The sequence below is a fragment of the Pseudomonas sp. ANT_H4 genome, from assembly GCF_008369295.1.
Lineage (GTDB): Bacteria > Pseudomonadota > Gammaproteobacteria > Pseudomonadales > Pseudomonadaceae > Aquipseudomonas.
Genome location: NZ_VOBG01000003.1, coordinates 354,476 through 370,425 on the forward strand (window position 1 = coordinate 354,476; position 15,950 = coordinate 370,425).

Sequence of the window (15,950 nt, forward strand, 5' to 3'; positions counted from 1 at the left end):
ATGCGCGGGGCCGCAATAGTACGGCAAGGGCCAAGGGCCCTTGCCTAACCGAACGGCTAGCTGGTTATTGATCTTCGCCACGCTCACGGGCAATGGCGCGATAGCCAATGTCCTTGCGGTAGAAGCAGCCCTGCCAGTTGATTTTAGCTGCCAATTTGTAAGCCTGCTGCTGGGCAGCATCGACACTGGCGCCCATTGCGGTGGCGCACAATACGCGTCCGCCTGCGGTCACCACGTTGCCATCCTTGAGCGCGGTGCCGGCGTGGAACACTTTACCTTCCAGAGAAGCCGCTGCGTCCAGGCCTTGAATCACATCGCCCTTGGCGTAATCGGCAGGATAACCGCCGGCCGCCAGCACAATGCCAACGCTGGGGCGCGGGTCCCACTGGGCTTCAACCTTGTCCAGGGCTTGGGCGAGGGCAGCCTCCACCAGCAGCACCAGGCTCGATTGCAGGCGCAGCATCACCGGTTGGGTTTCCGGATCACCGAAGCGGCAGTTGAACTCGATAACCTTCGGGTTGCCGGCCTTGTCGATCATCAAGCCGGCGTACAGGAAGCCGGTGTAGACGTTGCCTTCGTCGGCCATGCCGCGCACGGTCGGCCAGATCACCAGGTCCATCACACGCTTGTGAACCTCGGCGGTGACCACCGGGGCAGGGGAGTAGGCACCCATGCCGCCCGTGTTCGGGCCAGTGTCACCGTCGCCGACGCGTTTGTGGTCTTGGCTGGTGGCCATCGGCAGGACGTTCTTGCCGTCGACCATGACGATAAAGCTGGCTTCTTCGCCGTCGAGGAATTCTTCGATCACCACGCGCGAACCGGCCTCACCAAAGGCGTTGCCGGCGAGCATGTCGCGCACAGCGTCTTCGGCTTCGGTCAGGGTCATGGCGACGATCACGCCTTTACCGGCGGCCAGGCCGTCGGCCTTGATCACGATTGGCGCGCCTTTTTCACGCAGATAAGCCAGGGCTGGCTCGATCTCGGTGAAGTTCTGGTAGTCGGCGGTCGGGATCTTGTGGCGAGCCAGGAAGTCCTTGGCGAAGGCTTTCGAACCTTCCAGCTGGGCGGCGCCGGCGGTAGGGCCGAAGCAATCCAGGCCACGGGCGCGGAACAGGTCCACGACGCCGGCTACCAATGGGACTTCCGGACCGACGATGGTCAGGGAGACGTTTTTCTCGGCGAAATCGGCCAACTGCTCAAGGGCCAATACGTCGATGGCGACGTTTTCGCACTTGGCTTCAATGGCGGTACCGGCGTTGCCGGGTGCGACGAAAACTTTCTGGATGCGCGGGTCCTGGGCAACTTTCCAGGCCAGAGCGTGTTCACGGCCACCGCTGCCAATGATCAAAACATTCATTTCAAAAACCTCGGATGACGCAAATCTGGGAAACACAGTGATTTTCTGTAGGAGCGAGCTTGCTCGCGATGGTGGCTAACGATAGCGCGGGGTCTCTGAAACAGCGCGGCGCGTTATCGTTCTTCGCGAGCAAGCTCGCTCCTACAGGTGAAAGCAGTGCTGTTAGTGACGGAAGTGGCGCATGCCGGTGAAGACCATGGCGATGCCAGCTTCATCAGCGGCAGCAATCACTTCGTTATCACGCATCGAGCCGCCCGGCTGGATCACCGCAGTGACGCCCGCTTTGGCGGCATTGTCCAGGCCATCACGGAACGGGAAGAACGCATCCGATGCCATGACCGAACCCTGTACCTGCAAGCCTGCATGTTCAGCCTTGATCGCGGCAATGCGCGCGGAGTTCACGCGGCTCATCTGGCCTGCGCCGACGCCGATGGTCTGGCGGTTCTTGGCGTAGACGATGGCGTTGGACTTAACGTACTTGGCCACTTTCCAGGCGAAAATCAGGTCGTTGATTTCCTGCTCGGTCGGGGCGCGCTTGGTCACTACCTTGAGGTCTTCGCTGCCGATCATGCCGATGTCGCGGCTCTGTACCAGCAAGCCGCCGTTGACGCGCTTGTAGTCCCAGGCAGCGGCACGGTCCGTCGACCACTCGCCGCAGGTCAGCAGGCGCACGTTGGCCTTGGCGGCAACGATGGCGCGGGCTTCTTCGCTAACGGAAGGCGCGATGATCACTTCAACAAACTGACGCTCGACGATGGCCTTGGCCGTTTCGGCGTCCAGCTCACGGTTGAAGGCGATGATGCCGCCGAACGCCGATTCGGTGTCGGTGGCGTAGGCCAACTCATAGGCCTGGCGGATACCGCCTTCAGCGTCCGGGCTCACGGCCACGCCGCATGGATTGGCATGCTTGACGATCACGCAGGCTGGTTTGACGAAGCTCTTCACACACTCCAGCGCAGCGTCGGTGTCGGCTACGTTGTTGTAGGACAGCTCCTTGCCTTGCAGTTGGGTCGCGGTGGCGATGCCGACTTCGGCAGGCGTCGCTTCCACGTAGAACGCCGCGCTCTGGTGCGGGTTCTCGCCGTAACGCATTTCCTGGGCCTTGATGAACTGGCTGTTGAAAGTGCGCGGGAACTGGCTGCGATCGGAGGTCGAGAGGGATTCGGCGGCCTGGTTCACGGTGCCCATGTAGTTGGCGATCATGCCGTCGTAGGCAGCGGTGTGTTCGAAGGCCTTGAGCATCAGGTCGAAGCGCTGAGCGTAGGTCAGGCCGCCGGCCTTGAGGCTTTCCAGGACTTGGCCGTAATCGCTGGCGTTGACCACGATGGCCACGTCCTTGTGATTCTTGGCTGCCGAGCGAACCATGGTCGGGCCGCCGATATCGATGTTCTCGATGGCGGTTGGCAGGTCGCAACCTGGCTTGTTGATGGTGGATTGGAACGGGTAGAGGTTAACGGCCACCAAGTCGATCGGCTTGATGCCGTGTTCGGTCATGATGGCATCGTCGATACCGCGACGACCGAGGATACCGCCGTGGATTTTCGGGTGCAGGGTCTTGACCCGACCGTCCATCATTTCTGCGAAACCGGTGTAGTCCGCCACTTCCACTGCGGCCACGCCGTTGTCCTGCAGCAGTTTGAAGGTCCCGCCGGTGGAGAGAATCTCCACGCCCAGGGCTTCCAGCCCCCGGGCAAATTCGAGGATACCGGTCTTGTCGGAGACGCTGATCAAGGCACGGCGGATCGGCAGGCGGGTAGTCTGGTCGGTCATTTCAATTTCCATCAAAAGCAAAGGAGTCAGCAAAAAAGGCGACCGTTTTTACGCGGACGCCTTTCTGGTTTGATTGAATGCTTACAGCAAATCGTACTGCTTGAGTTTCTTGCGCAGCGTGCCACGGTTGAGACCGAGCAGCTCACTGGCCTTGGTCTGGTTGCCCTTGACGTAGTTCATCACGCTTTCGAGCAAGGGCGCCTCGACTTCGGAGAGCACCAGGTTGTACACGTCCGTGACGGCAGCGCCCTCAAGGTGGGCGAAATAATTGTGCAGCGCCTTCTCGACACTCCCGCGAAGGGTCTGGCCTTCTTCGCTCGGCGTGTTGAGGTGCTGTTTCAAATTGACGTTGTCGCTCACGGGTGTTGTTCCACTCACTAAAGTCTCGGTCATCATCGTCATGCGGCCACCCCTTCTCCGTCCCCTGTCACCAGGCTCTTGTAACGTTCGGCGAAAAACTCACGAACGTTGGCGACCTGTGCTTGCGTATCATCCAAACGATTGAAGTGGGCGCGAAACTCCCTGGCGCCCGGCAAGGTTGCGAGATACCAGCCGACATGCTTGCGAGCAATGCGTACTCCCATCACGTCTCCGTAGAAGACGTGCAGGGCGGCCAGATGCTCTAGCAGAATACGTTCCACCTCGATCAACTCCGGTGCCGGCAAAATTTCGCCGGTACGCAGAAAATGATCGATTTCACGAAAAATCCATGGCCGCCCTTGGGCCGCCCGGCCAATCAACAGACCGTCGGCCCCGGTCGCGTGCAGCACGCGCCGGGCTTTCTCGGCCGAGTCGATGTCGCCGTTGGCAAAGACCGGAATCGACACTGCCTGCTTGATCGCGGCAATGGTGTCGTATTCGGCTTCACCGGTATAAAGGTCGGCGCGGGTGCGGCCATGCACCGCCAGCGCTGTAATGCCGGCCTGTTCGGCGATCTTCGCCACCGTCAGGCCGTTCTTGTTCTCCCGGTCCCACCCGGTGCGAATCTTCAGGGTGACCGGCACATCCACTGCAGCGACAACGGCATGCAGGATCTCGCGTACCAACGCTTCATCCTTGAGCAAAGCAGAACCGGCTGCTTTGTTGCAGACTTTTTTTGCCGGGCAGCCCATGTTGATATCAATAATCTGCGCCCCCAACTCGACGTTGGCCCGGGCGGCATCCGCCAGCATTTGCGCATCACCACCGGCGATCTGTACCGAGCGGGGCTCGGGATCGCCTTCGTGGATCATGCGCATCCGCGACTTGCGGGTATTCCACAAACTCATGTCGCTGGTGACCATTTCTGAGACCACAAGGCCTGCACCCAGTCGTTTGCACAGCTGACGAAAGGGCTGGTCGGTGACGCCCGCCATAGGGGCGAGAATCAAGCCGTTGTGCAATGTGTATGGGCCGATGCGTACCGCCGACATAGGACTTCCCTGTTGTGGGGCCGGATCATTAGAGTTCGAAAAAGGGTTGGCATGATACCCGCTCTCGATGACTGGATAAAGGCTGAATTGGATAAAATCTGAACAGTTATTTTCTTATCGCTGCCGGTTTGGTAGCGAACGGCGTAGTCAATAATCTGCCGTCAAACCCTGGTGCCTGAGCCGATTCATTCGGGAGAGTGGAAGCTCAGGCTGTAATTCACCGCCTTGTTGCCGGGATCGAGGATGTCCAGGGCGATGTGAATCGGAGTCTGGGACGGCATCTCGGTCACGCCCGCCAGCTCGCCGCTGAGGTATTCGGCGGGTTTGAAGCGTCGGCTGGCGATCATCTGCCCGTTAAGGTCAGCAAAGCGTAGCTCCAGCAGCGGAAATGGTTGGGAGAACGTCGCACGGTTATAGATGATTGCGTCGACCACCAGGGCGCCGGCGAACTCCGGGTGGCTGCGTACCACCAGGTTACTGCTCTTGATGTGGGCGATATCGACCCTGGAAGGCACGGTGCAGCCCAGTTTCGGGCACAGCTCCTGGAACCAGGGCCGGTATTTATCCTGGCGCGCCAGGTCGTCGAATTGGTAGGCAATATATTGGCCGGCCAGGGCGGCAGCGGCCAGTAGCACCAGCAGAATCCAGAGCAGGCGACGGCCCCAGCCGGAAGGGCGCTTCTGGGTGTAGAGGTGCAGGGGGTCGTCTTCCAGCTCCTGCAGCATGTCATCGTGGGCGCTTGCGGCGGGATGGGGTCGTTTGCGGCGTGACTGCGGCTGTTCTTGAGGCTCGTCGGTTACCGGTGGCTCGGACGGGTCGAAGTGGTCATCGGTTTTTCTGGTGTGCAGCGTTGGCTCATCGTCCGACTCCAGGGTGTCGGACGACATCGAGGGTTCGGTTCGCTTGGGTTTTCCTGCTACAGCCTTTGCCGGTTCAGGTTCATTGTCCGCCGCTTGTGGCGCTGGAGTCCGCTCATCAGGCGGATCACTGAACAGGCTGGCAGCCCATTGTTCTTCTTCAGAGTTGGCTGTATTGCGGCTGGCGCTGAGGGAATCTTCATTTTGCCGACGGTCGGAGCCTGGTTGCCGACGGTCTGCACCCAGAGGCTGGGTGTGCTGAATCTCGCGACGCTCCAGCTTGGCCAGTTCTTCGTCCAGGTCCAGGTTGTCTAGGTCCAGCTCTTCAGCGGTCCATTGTTTCTGGCTGACGGCGCGCGGTGCTGCTTCTGCCGTTGCCGCAGCTTGAGGCTCAGGCGCGCTGGCGCGCTGCTCCAGCAATTGCCGGGCGGCATTAAACACTTGCAGGCAAGAGCCACAACGAACCACGCCGCGGGCCACGCTCAGTTGTGCGTGGCTTACGCGAAAGCGGGCGTGGCAATGCGGGCACTGGGTGACGAAACTGTCGGTCATGCGGCCATCCGATTCATGCAGGCGCTCATTCTAGCGCCGACGACCACTGATGCGTACCCAGCCGTCACGGTTGGCGATCGGGTCCAGCTCGAAATCCTGGGCGTAAGCGGCGGCGACGTCTTCGCCCTGCTCGGCGAGGATACCTGACAGCGCCAGGCGGCCACCCGGCTTGACCAGGCTGGACAGCTGCGGGGCCAGCGACACCAGTGGGCCGGCCAGAATGTTGGCCACCAGCACGTCGGCCTGTACCTGTGGCAGTTGCTCCGGCAGGTACAGGGGGAATTTATCTTCGGCGATGTTATTACGCCCGGCGTTATCGCGGGAGGCTTCCAGGGCTTGCACGTCGATGTCGGTACCGACCGCTTCCTTCGCGCCCAGCAGCAGGGCAGCGATGGCCAGGATTCCCGAGCCACAGCCGAAGTCCAGTACGTTGCAGTCCTGCAAGTCCTGGCCATCGAGCCATTCCAGGCACAGGGCGGTGGTCGGGTGGGTGCCGGTGCCAAATGCCAGGCCAGGGTCCAGCAGCAGATTCACCGCGTCAGGCTCGGGGGCGGCGTGCCAGCTCGGTACGATCCACAGGCGCTGGCCGAAACGCATGGGATGGAAATTGTCCATCCAGCTGCGTTCCCAGTCCTGGTCTTCGATGATCTCGCTGTGGTGTTCGGGCAGCGGGCTGCCGGTCAACAGCTCCATATGGGCCAGCACGCTGGCGGCCTCGGTGCCGTCTTCGAACAGCGCCAACAGATGGGTGTGGGACCACAGCGGGGTGGTGTTCAGCTCGGGTTCGAAGATGGGTTGATCTTCGGCGTCCATGAAGGTCACCGACACCGCGCCCACTTCAAGGAACGCGTCTTCGTAGGTTTCGGCTTGTTCTGGGCTGATGGCGAGACGGACTTGCAGCCAAGGCATGGCGGGCACCTTTGAAAAAATGAGTGTGCAGCGGGGTGGGGCTGCGGGAAGCGCGCCAGTTTACGCGAGGTGGGGGCAGAAGACGACACCGCTGGACACACGCAGATCAATGTGGGAGACAGGCAAGCCCGGCTCCCACATTGATCGTGCGTTGATTCTGATACCTCAGAGACAACAAAACCGCCCGAAGGCGGCCTTGTTGGGTGGATCACTTCGCTTACTGATTAGCCAGCTTGTGTTCCAGGTAGTGAATGTTCACACCACCTTCGCAGAAGCCTTCATCGCGAACCAGATCCCGATGCAACGGGATGTTGGTCTTGATGCCGTCAACCACGATTTCGTCCAGGGCATTGCGCATGCGTGCCATGGCTTCGTCGCGGGTCGAGCCCCAGGTGATCAGCTTGCCGATCAGGGAGTCGTAGTTCGACGGGACCTTGTAGCCGCTGTACAGGTGCGAATCGACGCGAACGCCGTTGCCACCTGGTGCATGGAAGTGCTTGACCATGCCCGGGCTCGGCATAAAGGTTTTCGGGTCTTCGGCGTTGATCCGGCACTCCAGCGAGTGGCCGTGGATCTTCACGTCATCCTGGGTAAACGACAGCGCGTTGCCAGCGGCGATGCTGAGCATCTCCTTGACGATGTCGATGCCAGTGACCATTTCCGATACTGGATGCTCTACCTGCACACGAGTGTTCATCTCGATGAAGTAGAAACTGCCGTTCTCGTAGAGGAACTCGAAGGTGCCAGCGCCACGGTAGTTGATGTCGATGCACGCCTTGACGCAGCGCGCCAGGACTTCTGCACGAGCGGTTTCATCCAGGCCTGGTGCCGGTGCTTCTTCCAGAACCTTCTGGTGACGGCGCTGCAGCGAGCAGTCGCGGTCGCCCAGGTGAATGGCGTGGCCCTGGCCGTCGGAAAGCACCTGAACTTCCACGTGACGTGGGTTGGTCAGGTATTTTTCGAGGTAGACCATCGGGTTGCTGAACCAGGCGCCTGCTTCTTCGCGGGTCTGCTTGGCTGCTTCAATCAGGTCTTCTTCGCGATGCACCACACGCATGCCGCGACCACCACCGCCGCCAGCGGCCTTGATGATCACCGGGTAACCGACTTCGCGACCAATGCGCAGGGCGGTTTCCGGGTCTTCGGGCAACGGGCCGTCAGAGCCTGGAACGGTCGGCACGCCGGCAGCGATCATGGCGTGCTTGGCCGAAACCTTGTCGCCCATCAGGCGAATGGTGTCAGCTTTCGGGCCGATGAAGGCAAAACCGGATTTTTCCACCTGTTCGGCGAAATCGGCGTTTTCCGCGAGGAAACCGTAGCCTGGGTGAATGGCGGTAGCGCCGGTCACTTCAGCTGCTGCGATGATCGCCGGGATGTGCAGGTAAGACAGGCTGGCAGGCGCAGGGCCTATGCAAACCGTCTCGTCCGCCAGGCCCAGGTGCATCAGCTCTTTGTCGGCAGTCGAGTACACCGCGACGGTCTTGATACCCATTTCCTTGCACGCGCGCAAGATCCGCAGGGCGATTTCGCCGCGGTTGGCGATCAGGACTTTTTCCAGCTTCGCAGGTTTCAACATCGTTGGTTCTCCGCGGTTCAAACGATGGTGAACAGCGGTTGGTCGAATTCAACCGGCTGACCGTTTTCTACCAGGATGGATTCGATCACACCGGCTTTTTCAGCCTGGATGTGGTTCATCATCTTCATCGCTTCAACGATGCAGATGGTGTCGCCCACTTTGACGGTCTGGCCGATTTCAGCAAAGGCTGGCGAGGTCGGTGCCGGGGTGCGGTAGAACGTACCGACCATTGGCGACTTGACCACGAAACCGTTCAGTTTCGGTGCTGCTGGGGCTTCAGCGACAGTAGCAACCGGAGCAGCGGCCACTGGGGCAGGTGCCGGTGCTTGCATCTGTGGCGCGTAGAACTGTTGGGCCGGGGTCTTGCTGTGACGGCTGATCCGTACGGATTCCTCGCCTTCCTTGATTTCCAGCTCGTCGATACCGGATTCTTCCAGCAGTTCGATCAATTTCTTAACTTTACGGATATCCATGAATCGTCAACTCCCAAGGGTCGGTCAGGGGCGCTTGGCCTGTTCTTCAAGCTGTTCCAGGGCGGCCTCCAGGGCCAGTCGGTAACCGCTGGCGCCAAGGCCGCAGATCACTCCTACTGCAACGTCGGAGAAGTAAGAGTGATGGCGGAAAGGTTCGCGTTTGTGCACGTTCGATAAATGCACTTCGATGAATGGGATGCTCACCGCCAGCAGCGCGTCACGTAATGCAACGCTTGTGTGCGTAAAAGCGGCGGGATTGATCAGGATGAAGTCCACGCCTTCGCTGCGCGCGGCGTGAATGCGATCAATCAATTCGTACTCGGCATTGCTTTGCAGGTAGAGCAAATGGTGGCCGGCATCACGAGCCCGTCGCTCCAGATCGAGGTTGATCTGTTCGAGGGTCACTGCACCGTAGACGCCCGGTTCACGGGTGCCGAGCAGGTTCAGGTTGGGTCCGTGCAGAACCAGTAAGGTCGCCATCGGCTGTTCCTTGTTATTGGTGTGGGTGCGGCAGAACCCGGCGACTATGCCGCAAAGCCTTTGTGACTGTCCAGTTCCCTACAATAGGCAGCACGATTAGCGAGGATTACGCAAAATATGTGACTGGGGTATCGTATCCGGTCACTGGGAGCACTCTGTACGCCATGTGGGAAATGTCAGACGCGAAAGGCCTGCACGGCGGTATTGAGTTGCCCACCGAGCGCCAGCAAATGCTCGCCCTGGCTACGACCCTGGCCAATACGCAGTAAGTTATCCTCGCCCAACTGATGAATCCGCTCACTGTTATCCCGGATCTCACTGACCGCGCCGCTTTGCTGGGCGGTGGCATCAGCAATGCGTACGGCAGTGTCGGAAATGGTCTGGATCGCGCCGACGATTTCATCCAGCGCACCATCGGCGGCCTGGGCTTGCTGGGCGGTGGCTTCGGCGTGTTCGACCTGGGCGCGCATGCCTTCCACCGATTGCCGGGCGGCGGTTTGCAAGTTGGCAATCAGGGTCTGGATTTCTGCAGTGGCACCCGCTGTGCGCTGGGCCAGTGATCGGACTTCGTCAGCGACCACGGCAAACCCGCGGCCGGCCTCACCGGCACGGGCCGCTTCGATCGCAGCGTTGAGGGCCAGCAGGTTGGTCTGGTCGGCAATCGAGCGGATCACCGTCAATACACCGCCAATGGTGGCGGACTCTTCGGCCAGCTTTTCGATCATCTGTGCGTTCTCCTGGACCTCCCCGACCAGCGCGTACAACCCGGTCAGGCTCAAGCCAATCACCCGCTGGCCTTGTTCCACGGCTTGGCCGGCACTACGGCTGGCCCCGGCGGCCTGGCTGGCATCGCCTGCCACTTGTTGAATGGTGGCTTCCAGCTCCCCAAGGGAATCACGAATCTGCGCGGTATCACCGGCCTGGCGCTCGGCACCGTCATGCAGGCCACCACTCAGTTCAGCGAGGGCCCGGCTGCTGCCGGCTACTTGTTCGGCGTTTTCGCGAATGGTGCCCACCAGGTTCACCAGATAAACCCGTAAACGATTGAGAGAGGCCTCGATGTCGTGCAGTTCGCGGTTGGTCGCGCCCAATGCTATCGCCTGGCTGAAATCACCTTCGGCCCAGTTCGACAACGCCGGCGCCAGATTGGTCAGCACCCGCGCTAGGCGCCGCTGCAAGGTGTCGATCAGCAGGGCGATCAACAGGATCAAGCCAATCATCACACCCTGCATTACCCGCACTTCACCCTGGATCTGCCCGTGCTGGGCCCGCACCACGGGCTCCAGTGCTGCGATGGCTTGTTGCACTGCGTCGATTTTCAGGCGAGTGGCAGCGGCCAGTTCACCCCGTTGGCGGATTTGCTCGCGGGTACGTTTCAGCTCTGCCGGATAGCGGGTCAGCAGGCTGTTGAGTTCGCGCTTGAGGTCGACGCCGGTGTCCTGGGCCACGGTTTTTTCGCTGCCTTGCAAACCCATCATCGCCGAGAAGTCGTCGCTATTGGACTCGCTGTTGCCCGTCACACCCAGCAATGGCAGTTGTTCCAGCAAGTCAGTCTGGCTGCGGATGCTGGCCACTTCCCGCTCGACATCGTCGGCCAGTTCACTGCGTCCACTGCTGACCAGCTTGTCCCTGGCCAGGGACAGTTTGGCCAAATGTTGGGATGCCGCCAGCAAGGGCGGTAGATAACGTGCCGCCTCAGGAGTATTGACGCCTGCGGCGTACTGACTCAGTTGCTCCAGGTTAGCCCCCAGCTCCCGCTCGGCTTGCAGCAGCAGGGCTTGCGGATCGCCCGCCAGCTTGCCGGCGGCCAGCAGCTCGGTCTTGCTGAAACCATCCAGGTCGGCAAGGCTGGGGCGCAGGTTGTGAGCGAGGTCAGGAGGCAGTTCGTCGAGGTCTTGCAGCAGGTTTTCCAGGCTCTGGCTGGCGCTGCTCAGGCGCAGTGCATCGCCGCTGGCCAGGTAGTCGTCGATATTGCGAGCGGCCTGATTCTGGAAGGTCTGAGACAAGCCCAGATAGCGTTCCATCAATAGGTAAGGGCGCTCCAGCGCCCGTTGCGACCACCAGAGCGTAGCGCCCAGGGCCAGGCAAACGGCGACCAGCAGAAGGGTGTTCAGATTCGTCAGCAGCTTCAGGCGCATGCGTGGTTTCAACCAACGGCAGAAGGATAAGTGCCTGAAGTTATTGCGCTTTCGTTACAAGGTTATGACAGGCTGAGTAGAATCCGATGAAAAGGTGGCACTTTGCCGTGATTGTTCGGCGGCCTGCACACGATTGCGCCCGGCATGCTTGGCGCGGTACAGCGCTTCATCGGCCTGGGCGGCCATCATCAGGCTGTCGGAGCCATCGCATAGTTCAACTACTCCGGCGCTGAAGGTGCACCAGAGGTCCTGGGGTTGGGCCGGGTAATGAATTTCAGCAAAACGCCCACGAATTTCATCGAGTACTTTGTAGGCAGAGTCCATGTCGGTGTCGGGCATGACGATGGCGAACTCTTCGCCGCCATAGCGGCCGATAAAGTCAGTCTTGCGCAGTCGCTGCTTGAGAAACAGCGCTAGGCTCTTGATCACGCGGTCGCCCATGGGATGGCCGTGGCTGTCGTTGACCCGCTTAAAGTGGTCGATGTCGAGCATGGCAAAACTCAACGGCTTGGCCTCGCGACGGGCGCGGAAGCTGCAGTCTTCCAGCAGTTGCAGGATATGGGTGTGGTTGTACAGCCCAGTCAGGCTGTCGCGCACCATCCGCGCCTTTAGATGCCGGGCCCTTGCTGCGCGGTTGCGTACGGTGGTGATCAGGTGCCGTGGCTTGATCGGTTTGGTGAGGAAGTCGTCGCCGCCTTCACTCATGGCGTCCAGTTGCTTGTCCAGGTCGTCTTCGGCCGACAGGTAAATAATCGGCACGCTGACATAGCGGTCGTTGTGGCGAATGACCTTGGCCAATTCGGTGCCAGTACAGGCGGGCATGTACATGTCGAGGATGATCAGGTCAGGCTGGAAGTCCGCCAGCTCGGCCATGGCCTGGATCGGCTCGATCAGGGTGCGGGTGACGATGCCGGCACTGTTGAGCAGGCGCTCGGTGTGCATAGCCTGGGCACGGGAGTCGTCGATGATCAGCACTTTATAGGGTTCATACTGGGCGACGCAGGTCAGCACCTCGATTTTTTCCAGCAGGCTCGATGCTTCCAGCGTGCCGGTCAGAAACTCCTGGCCTCCAGCGCGCACGGCGGCCAGGCGAGTCGGGGTGTCGGTTTCGTGCAGGCTGAAAAACAGCAGCGGCAGTTTCTGCTCCAGACCTTCCTGGGCTTCGGCCGCCAATAGCAGGCCCAGGCCTGTGCCGCAGAAATCCACGTCCATCACAATCGCCGCCGGCAAGCGCTCGGCCATGGATGAGCGAAATGCCGCCACGCTGTCCAGGGATTGTGCGCTCAAGCCGAAGAACTCCAGCTGCTTGGCCAGGCGCTCGGCGCGGTCGTGATCGGCCAGCATCACGTAGATCGGTTTGCGCATCGGTGGCAGTGAGGTTTGTTCCAGCTGGTCGCCCTGGCGCAAGCCGGTGCGAGAAAGGCGCTGCATCAAACGGTTGAGTTCGGTGATCAGGTTGCTGCTCAAGCGGCCGCGATTATCGTCCACAGCCTTGAGTGCTTCAATGATGTGCCGTGCCAGTTGGCCGTGTTCCGGCTGTTCGAAACGCTCGGCGAAACGCAGCAGGCGCAGGTTGGCTTCGCTGAGTTCGGATAAATCGGCGCTCGACCACTCGCTGCGCTGCAGGCGCTGCCAGATCTCAAGAATTTGACGCGCCTGATGAATTACCCGCTGGGCAAAATGGTGCTTGAGGCGCTCACGGCTGGGGTCTTCTGGCTCGGTCATATCCTGACTACTAGTAAGGGTGCACGCTGAGGTCGATTGATGGCCCTATGCTAGCACCTCTTTCCATTCGCACGAGTGTCATACATCAATTAACTGCAAGGTCCTGCTTTTTCACTTACTGATCGCTGGGTCGCGCAGACGTAAAAGCGCCCATCCTTTATAGTTGAACGCCGCCCCAGCGCCACCTTGATTTAAAAGCCCCGCACAGACTGGCACGATGGGGTAGGGTTATGGTCGTAGCTATTGAACGCACGCCATCGACTCAAGTGCATGAACTCAAGTGATTGAAAGGATATCGCCATGCTGGACTGGAAAAACCGTGCAGGCAGCGCACCGGGCCCAAGCCCTGCGCCCAAGTCAGCTCCCCGCAGCTATTTGCGTGGCCTGCTGATGAGCCGCGCCTTGCTCACCCTGGTGGCCCTTTACCTGCTGGTCAGCGGTGGCCTGGGCTGGTATTGGAGCCAGGAGCCGGCCTTGTTCCCGGTCCAGCAGAACGCCCAGATTGCCGCCGAGAAAGACGGCAAGCAAATGGTGTTGGGCTTCACCACCGTCGAAACCCTCAAGACCGTCGTTGGCACGTTGCTCAACAAGCCGGGCGGTTATATCTCCAATGATCGATTCCCGCCGGGCCTGTGGATGGACAACACTCCGAGTTGGGAATATGGCGTGCTGGTCCAGGTCCGTGACCTGACCCGCGCTCTGCGCAAGGACTTTGCTCGGTCCCAGTCGCAGTCGGCGGAAGATGCGGACTTGGCCAAGGCTGAGCCGCGCTTCAACTTCGACAACAGGAGTTGGGTGCTGCCGTCCAGCGAATCGGAATACCAGGATGGCATCAACTCCCTGAGCCGCTATGAAGCGCGGTTGTCGGACCCTAATCAGAAAGGCGCGCTGTTTTATGCCCGCGCCGACAACCTGAATAACTGGCTCGGTGATGTTGCCACTCGCCTGGGGTCGTTGTCGCAACGGCTGTCGGCCAGCGTCGGCCGGGTCAAGCTCAATACCGCACTGAAAACCGAAGCCCTGGCGCCGGGTGAAGTGCCGCAGGTCGATGAGGAAGTGGTGGAAACCCCATGGATGCAGATCGACAACGTGTTCTATGAGGCGCGTGGCCAGGCCTGGGCGCTGTCTCATTTGTTGCGTGCCATCGAAGTCGACTTCGCCGACGTACTGGCCAAGAAGAACGCCACGGTCAGCGTGCGTCAGATCATTCGTGAACTGGAAGCCTCGCAAGAGCCGGTGTGGAGCCCAATGATCCTCAATGGCAGCGGCTTCGGCGTGTTGGCTAACCACTCGCTGGTGATGGCCAACTATATTTCCCGGGCCAACGCGGCGGTGATCGATTTGCGTCAACTGCTTAACCAGGGTTGAGTCATGGTTGATAGTACCCAAGAGGCCGCCCACCGTGCGGCCTCGGATGCCGAACAGATTGCCTGGGTCGACGAGCAGGACAACCTGCTCGGCGCTCTGGTGCGCTCCGATTTACGCCAGCGTGGCCTGATCGGGCGAGGCACCTACATCATGCTGTTCAATTCTGTCGGTGAGCTGTGTGTGCATCGGCGAACTCTGAGCAAGGCTATTTACCCCGGTTACTGGGATGTGGCCGCGGGCGGCATGGTTGCTGCCGGAGAGACCTACGCCGATTCGGCGGCCCGTGAGTTGGAAGAGGAGTTGGGCGTCAGCGGTGTTGAACTGACCGCCCATGACCACTTCTTCTTTGAAGACACCGGCAACCGGCTGTGGTGTTCGGCGTTCTCTGCGGTGTGGGACGGGCCTTTGCATCTGCAGCCTGAAGAAGTGCTGGAAGCGCGCTTCATGCCTGTCGAAGCGGTGCTCAAGGATATCGAAGAAAAGCCCTACTGCCCGGACTCCCTGGCCGCGCTGCATCGTTATCTGGCCTCACGTCGCTAAAGTTGCATAAAATTGCGCTATTTGACTCTTAGCAAGTGGGCTTTTTGTCGTTACACTGCGCGACTTTTCAAGCTGAACCGCCTTTGCTTCATCATGTAGGAGCGAGCTTGCTCGCGAAGGACGTCAACGATAACGCGGGCTGCCAGACAGCACGCACCGTCCTCAGGTTTTTCGCGAGCAAGCTCGCTCCTACAGGTTTTTGAAGTGTTTGCGGTTCAGTAGCGCTGCCCCTGCCTGAGTGGGGCTTCGCGGTCGGTGACCCTTTTACGGGCGCTGATCAGTCTTTGTCCTCCCAAGAGGATTGCCGGTGGCCAAAAAAGCCGCATCCTTCGCCGCCCTTGGTGGCCTGGTATTTTCCACCGACGCAGGTCGACATTGCCCGGACTGTCGCCAGCCCGTGGACGCCTGTACCTGCAAACAAGCCCTGATCCCTGAAGGCGATGGTATTGCCCGCGTACGTCGCGAGAGCAAGGGCCGCGGCGGCAAGACGGTGACGACCATCACCGGCGTACCGTTGGCCGAGGATGCGCTCAAGGAGTTGGTCACCACGCTGAAGAAGCGTTGTGGCACCGGTGGCGCCCTGAAAGACGGGGTCATCGAAATCCAGGGCGATCACGTCGAATTGCTGTTGGCCGAGCTGATCAAGCTCGGTTACAAGGCGAAGAAGTCCGGCGGTTAGCAGCCTCTGTGAAAACCACCTCCCCGATGAGCCCGATGCCTTGCAGTTCAAGGCCAGGCCGTCGCTCTCATGGTTTTCACAGAGCCTGTTCCTGACTGGTGTCTAAACTCTGTC

14 protein-coding genes and 1 pseudogene are annotated in these 15,950 nt (G+C 60.3%); 4 read left to right on the forward strand and 11 right to left on the reverse strand.

Annotated elements, in window-relative coordinates; translation table 11 throughout:
* Window positions 1–64: 64 nt before the first annotated feature.
* On the reverse strand, window positions 65–1,357 hold the full coding sequence (gene purD, locus FQ182_RS06205) for a phosphoribosylamine--glycine ligase (RefSeq protein ID WP_149411085.1): 1,293 nt from the start codon (window positions 1,355–1,357) through the stop codon (window positions 65–67).
* A 68-nt stretch (window positions 1,358–1,425) separates the two neighbouring features.
* Between purD and FQ182_RS30650 the strand changes: the two are divergent.
* Window positions 1,426–1,503, forward strand: a pseudogene (locus tag FQ182_RS30650) (outer membrane lipoprotein carrier protein LolA); the annotation flags it as partial.
* 16 nt (window positions 1,504–1,519) lie between these two features.
* Here FQ182_RS30650 and purH read toward each other — a convergent pair.
* The 10 genes from purH to FQ182_RS06260 all read right to left on the reverse strand — a co-directional run bounded on the left by purH (window position 1,520) and on the right by FQ182_RS06260 (window position 13,249).
* Window positions 1,520–3,127, reverse strand: coding sequence for a bifunctional phosphoribosylaminoimidazolecarboxamide formyltransferase/IMP cyclohydrolase (gene purH / locus FQ182_RS06210; protein ID WP_149411084.1), 1,608 nt, complete (start codon window positions 3,125–3,127; stop codon window positions 1,520–1,522).
* Window positions 3,128–3,208: 81 nt separating this feature from the next.
* Entirely contained in the window at window positions 3,209–3,529 is a 321-nt protein-coding gene (gene fis, locus FQ182_RS06215; protein WP_003186237.1) for a DNA-binding transcriptional regulator Fis, read from the reverse strand.
* Window positions 3,526–4,539: a tRNA dihydrouridine synthase DusB gene (dusB, locus tag FQ182_RS06220; protein ID WP_149411083.1), complete on the reverse strand. Its 1,014-nt coding sequence runs from the start codon at window positions 4,537–4,539 to the stop codon at window positions 3,526–3,528. The genes fis and dusB overlap by 4 nt, the downstream gene beginning before the upstream one ends.
* 185 nt (window positions 4,540–4,724) lie before the next feature.
* Entirely contained in the window at window positions 4,725–5,948 is a 1,224-nt protein-coding gene (locus FQ182_RS06230; RefSeq protein ID WP_149411082.1) for a DUF3426 domain-containing protein, read from the reverse strand.
* A 30-nt stretch (window positions 5,949–5,978) separates the two neighbouring features.
* Entirely contained in the window at window positions 5,979–6,857 is an 879-nt protein-coding gene (prmA, locus tag FQ182_RS06235) for a 50S ribosomal protein L11 methyltransferase (RefSeq protein ID WP_149411081.1), read from the reverse strand.
* 217 nt (window positions 6,858–7,074) lie between these two features.
* Window positions 7,075–8,433: an acetyl-CoA carboxylase biotin carboxylase subunit gene (gene accC / locus FQ182_RS06240; RefSeq protein WP_149411080.1), complete on the reverse strand. Its 1,359-nt coding sequence runs from the start codon at window positions 8,431–8,433 to the stop codon at window positions 7,075–7,077.
* Window positions 8,434–8,450: 17 nt separating this feature from the next.
* Window positions 8,451–8,906 carry an acetyl-CoA carboxylase biotin carboxyl carrier protein gene (gene accB / locus FQ182_RS06245; protein WP_133101508.1) on the reverse strand — a complete coding sequence of 152 codons (456 nt, stop codon included), beginning with the start codon at window positions 8,904–8,906 and terminating at the stop codon, window positions 8,451–8,453.
* Window positions 8,907–8,930: 24 nt separating this feature from the next.
* On the reverse strand, window positions 8,931–9,386 hold the full coding sequence (gene aroQ / locus FQ182_RS06250; protein ID WP_133101509.1) for a type II 3-dehydroquinate dehydratase: 456 nt from the start codon (window positions 9,384–9,386) through the stop codon (window positions 8,931–8,933).
* A 176-nt stretch (window positions 9,387–9,562) separates the two neighbouring features.
* Window positions 9,563–11,524 (reverse strand): methyl-accepting chemotaxis protein, encoded by a 1,962-nt coding sequence (locus FQ182_RS06255; protein WP_149411079.1) that lies wholly within the window; start codon window positions 11,522–11,524, stop codon window positions 9,563–9,565.
* Between the two features lie 54 nt (window positions 11,525–11,578).
* Entirely contained in the window at window positions 11,579–13,249 is a 1,671-nt protein-coding gene (locus tag FQ182_RS06260) for a PleD family two-component system response regulator (RefSeq protein ID WP_149411078.1), read from the reverse strand.
* A gap of 300 nt (window positions 13,250–13,549) precedes the next feature.
* Here FQ182_RS06260 and FQ182_RS06265 point away from each other — a divergent pair, with 300 nt between their 5' ends.
* The 3 genes from FQ182_RS06265 (at window position 13,550) to FQ182_RS06275 (ending at window position 15,836) form a co-directional block, all read left to right on the forward strand.
* On the forward strand, window positions 13,550–14,617 hold the full coding sequence (locus FQ182_RS06265; protein ID WP_149411077.1) for a DUF2333 family protein: 1,068 nt from the start codon (window positions 13,550–13,552) through the stop codon (window positions 14,615–14,617).
* Between the two features lie 3 nt (window positions 14,618–14,620).
* A complete protein-coding gene (locus tag FQ182_RS06270; protein WP_149411076.1) occupies window positions 14,621–15,157 on the forward strand; it encodes an NUDIX hydrolase in 537 nt (178 codons plus the stop codon).
* Between the two features lie 307 nt (window positions 15,158–15,464).
* Entirely contained in the window at window positions 15,465–15,836 is a 372-nt protein-coding gene (locus FQ182_RS06275; protein ID WP_149411075.1) for a translation initiation factor Sui1, read from the forward strand.
* The last annotated feature ends 114 nt before the right edge of the window (window positions 15,837–15,950 follow it).

Excerpts from the sequence above, each read along its gene's own strand:
- purD (WP_149411085.1), bottom strand. The coding sequence starts at position 1,357 with ATGAATGTTTTGATCATTGGCAGCGGTGGCCGTGAACACGCTCTGGCC.
- purH (WP_149411084.1), bottom strand. The coding sequence starts at position 3,127 with ATGACCGACCAGACTACCCGCCTGCCGATCCGCCGTGCCTTGATCAGC.
- fis (WP_003186237.1), bottom strand. The coding sequence starts at position 3,529 with ATGACGATGATGACCGAGACTTTAGTGAGTGGAACAACACCCGTGAGC.
- dusB (WP_149411083.1), bottom strand. The coding sequence starts at position 4,539 with ATGTCGGCGGTACGCATCGGCCCATACACATTGCACAACGGCTTGATT.
- FQ182_RS06230 (WP_149411082.1), bottom strand. The coding sequence starts at position 5,948 with ATGACCGACAGTTTCGTCACCCAGTGCCCGCATTGCCACGCCCGCTTT.
- prmA (WP_149411081.1), bottom strand. The coding sequence starts at position 6,857 with ATGCCTTGGCTGCAAGTCCGTCTCGCCATCAGCCCAGAACAAGCCGAA.
- accC (WP_149411080.1), bottom strand. The coding sequence starts at position 8,433 with ATGTTGAAACCTGCGAAGCTGGAAAAAGTCCTGATCGCCAACCGCGGC.
- accB (WP_133101508.1), bottom strand. The coding sequence starts at position 8,906 with ATGGATATCCGTAAAGTTAAGAAATTGATCGAACTGCTGGAAGAATCC.
- aroQ (WP_133101509.1), bottom strand. The coding sequence starts at position 9,386 with ATGGCGACCTTACTGGTTCTGCACGGACCCAACCTGAACCTGCTCGGC.
- FQ182_RS06255 (WP_149411079.1), bottom strand. The coding sequence starts at position 11,524 with ATGCGCCTGAAGCTGCTGACGAATCTGAACACCCTTCTGCTGGTCGCC.
- FQ182_RS06260 (WP_149411078.1), bottom strand. The coding sequence starts at position 13,249 with ATGACCGAGCCAGAAGACCCCAGCCGTGAGCGCCTCAAGCACCATTTT.
- FQ182_RS06265 (WP_149411077.1), top strand. The coding sequence starts at position 13,550 with ATGCTGGACTGGAAAAACCGTGCAGGCAGCGCACCGGGCCCAAGCCCT.
- FQ182_RS06270 (WP_149411076.1), top strand. The coding sequence starts at position 14,621 with ATGGTTGATAGTACCCAAGAGGCCGCCCACCGTGCGGCCTCGGATGCC.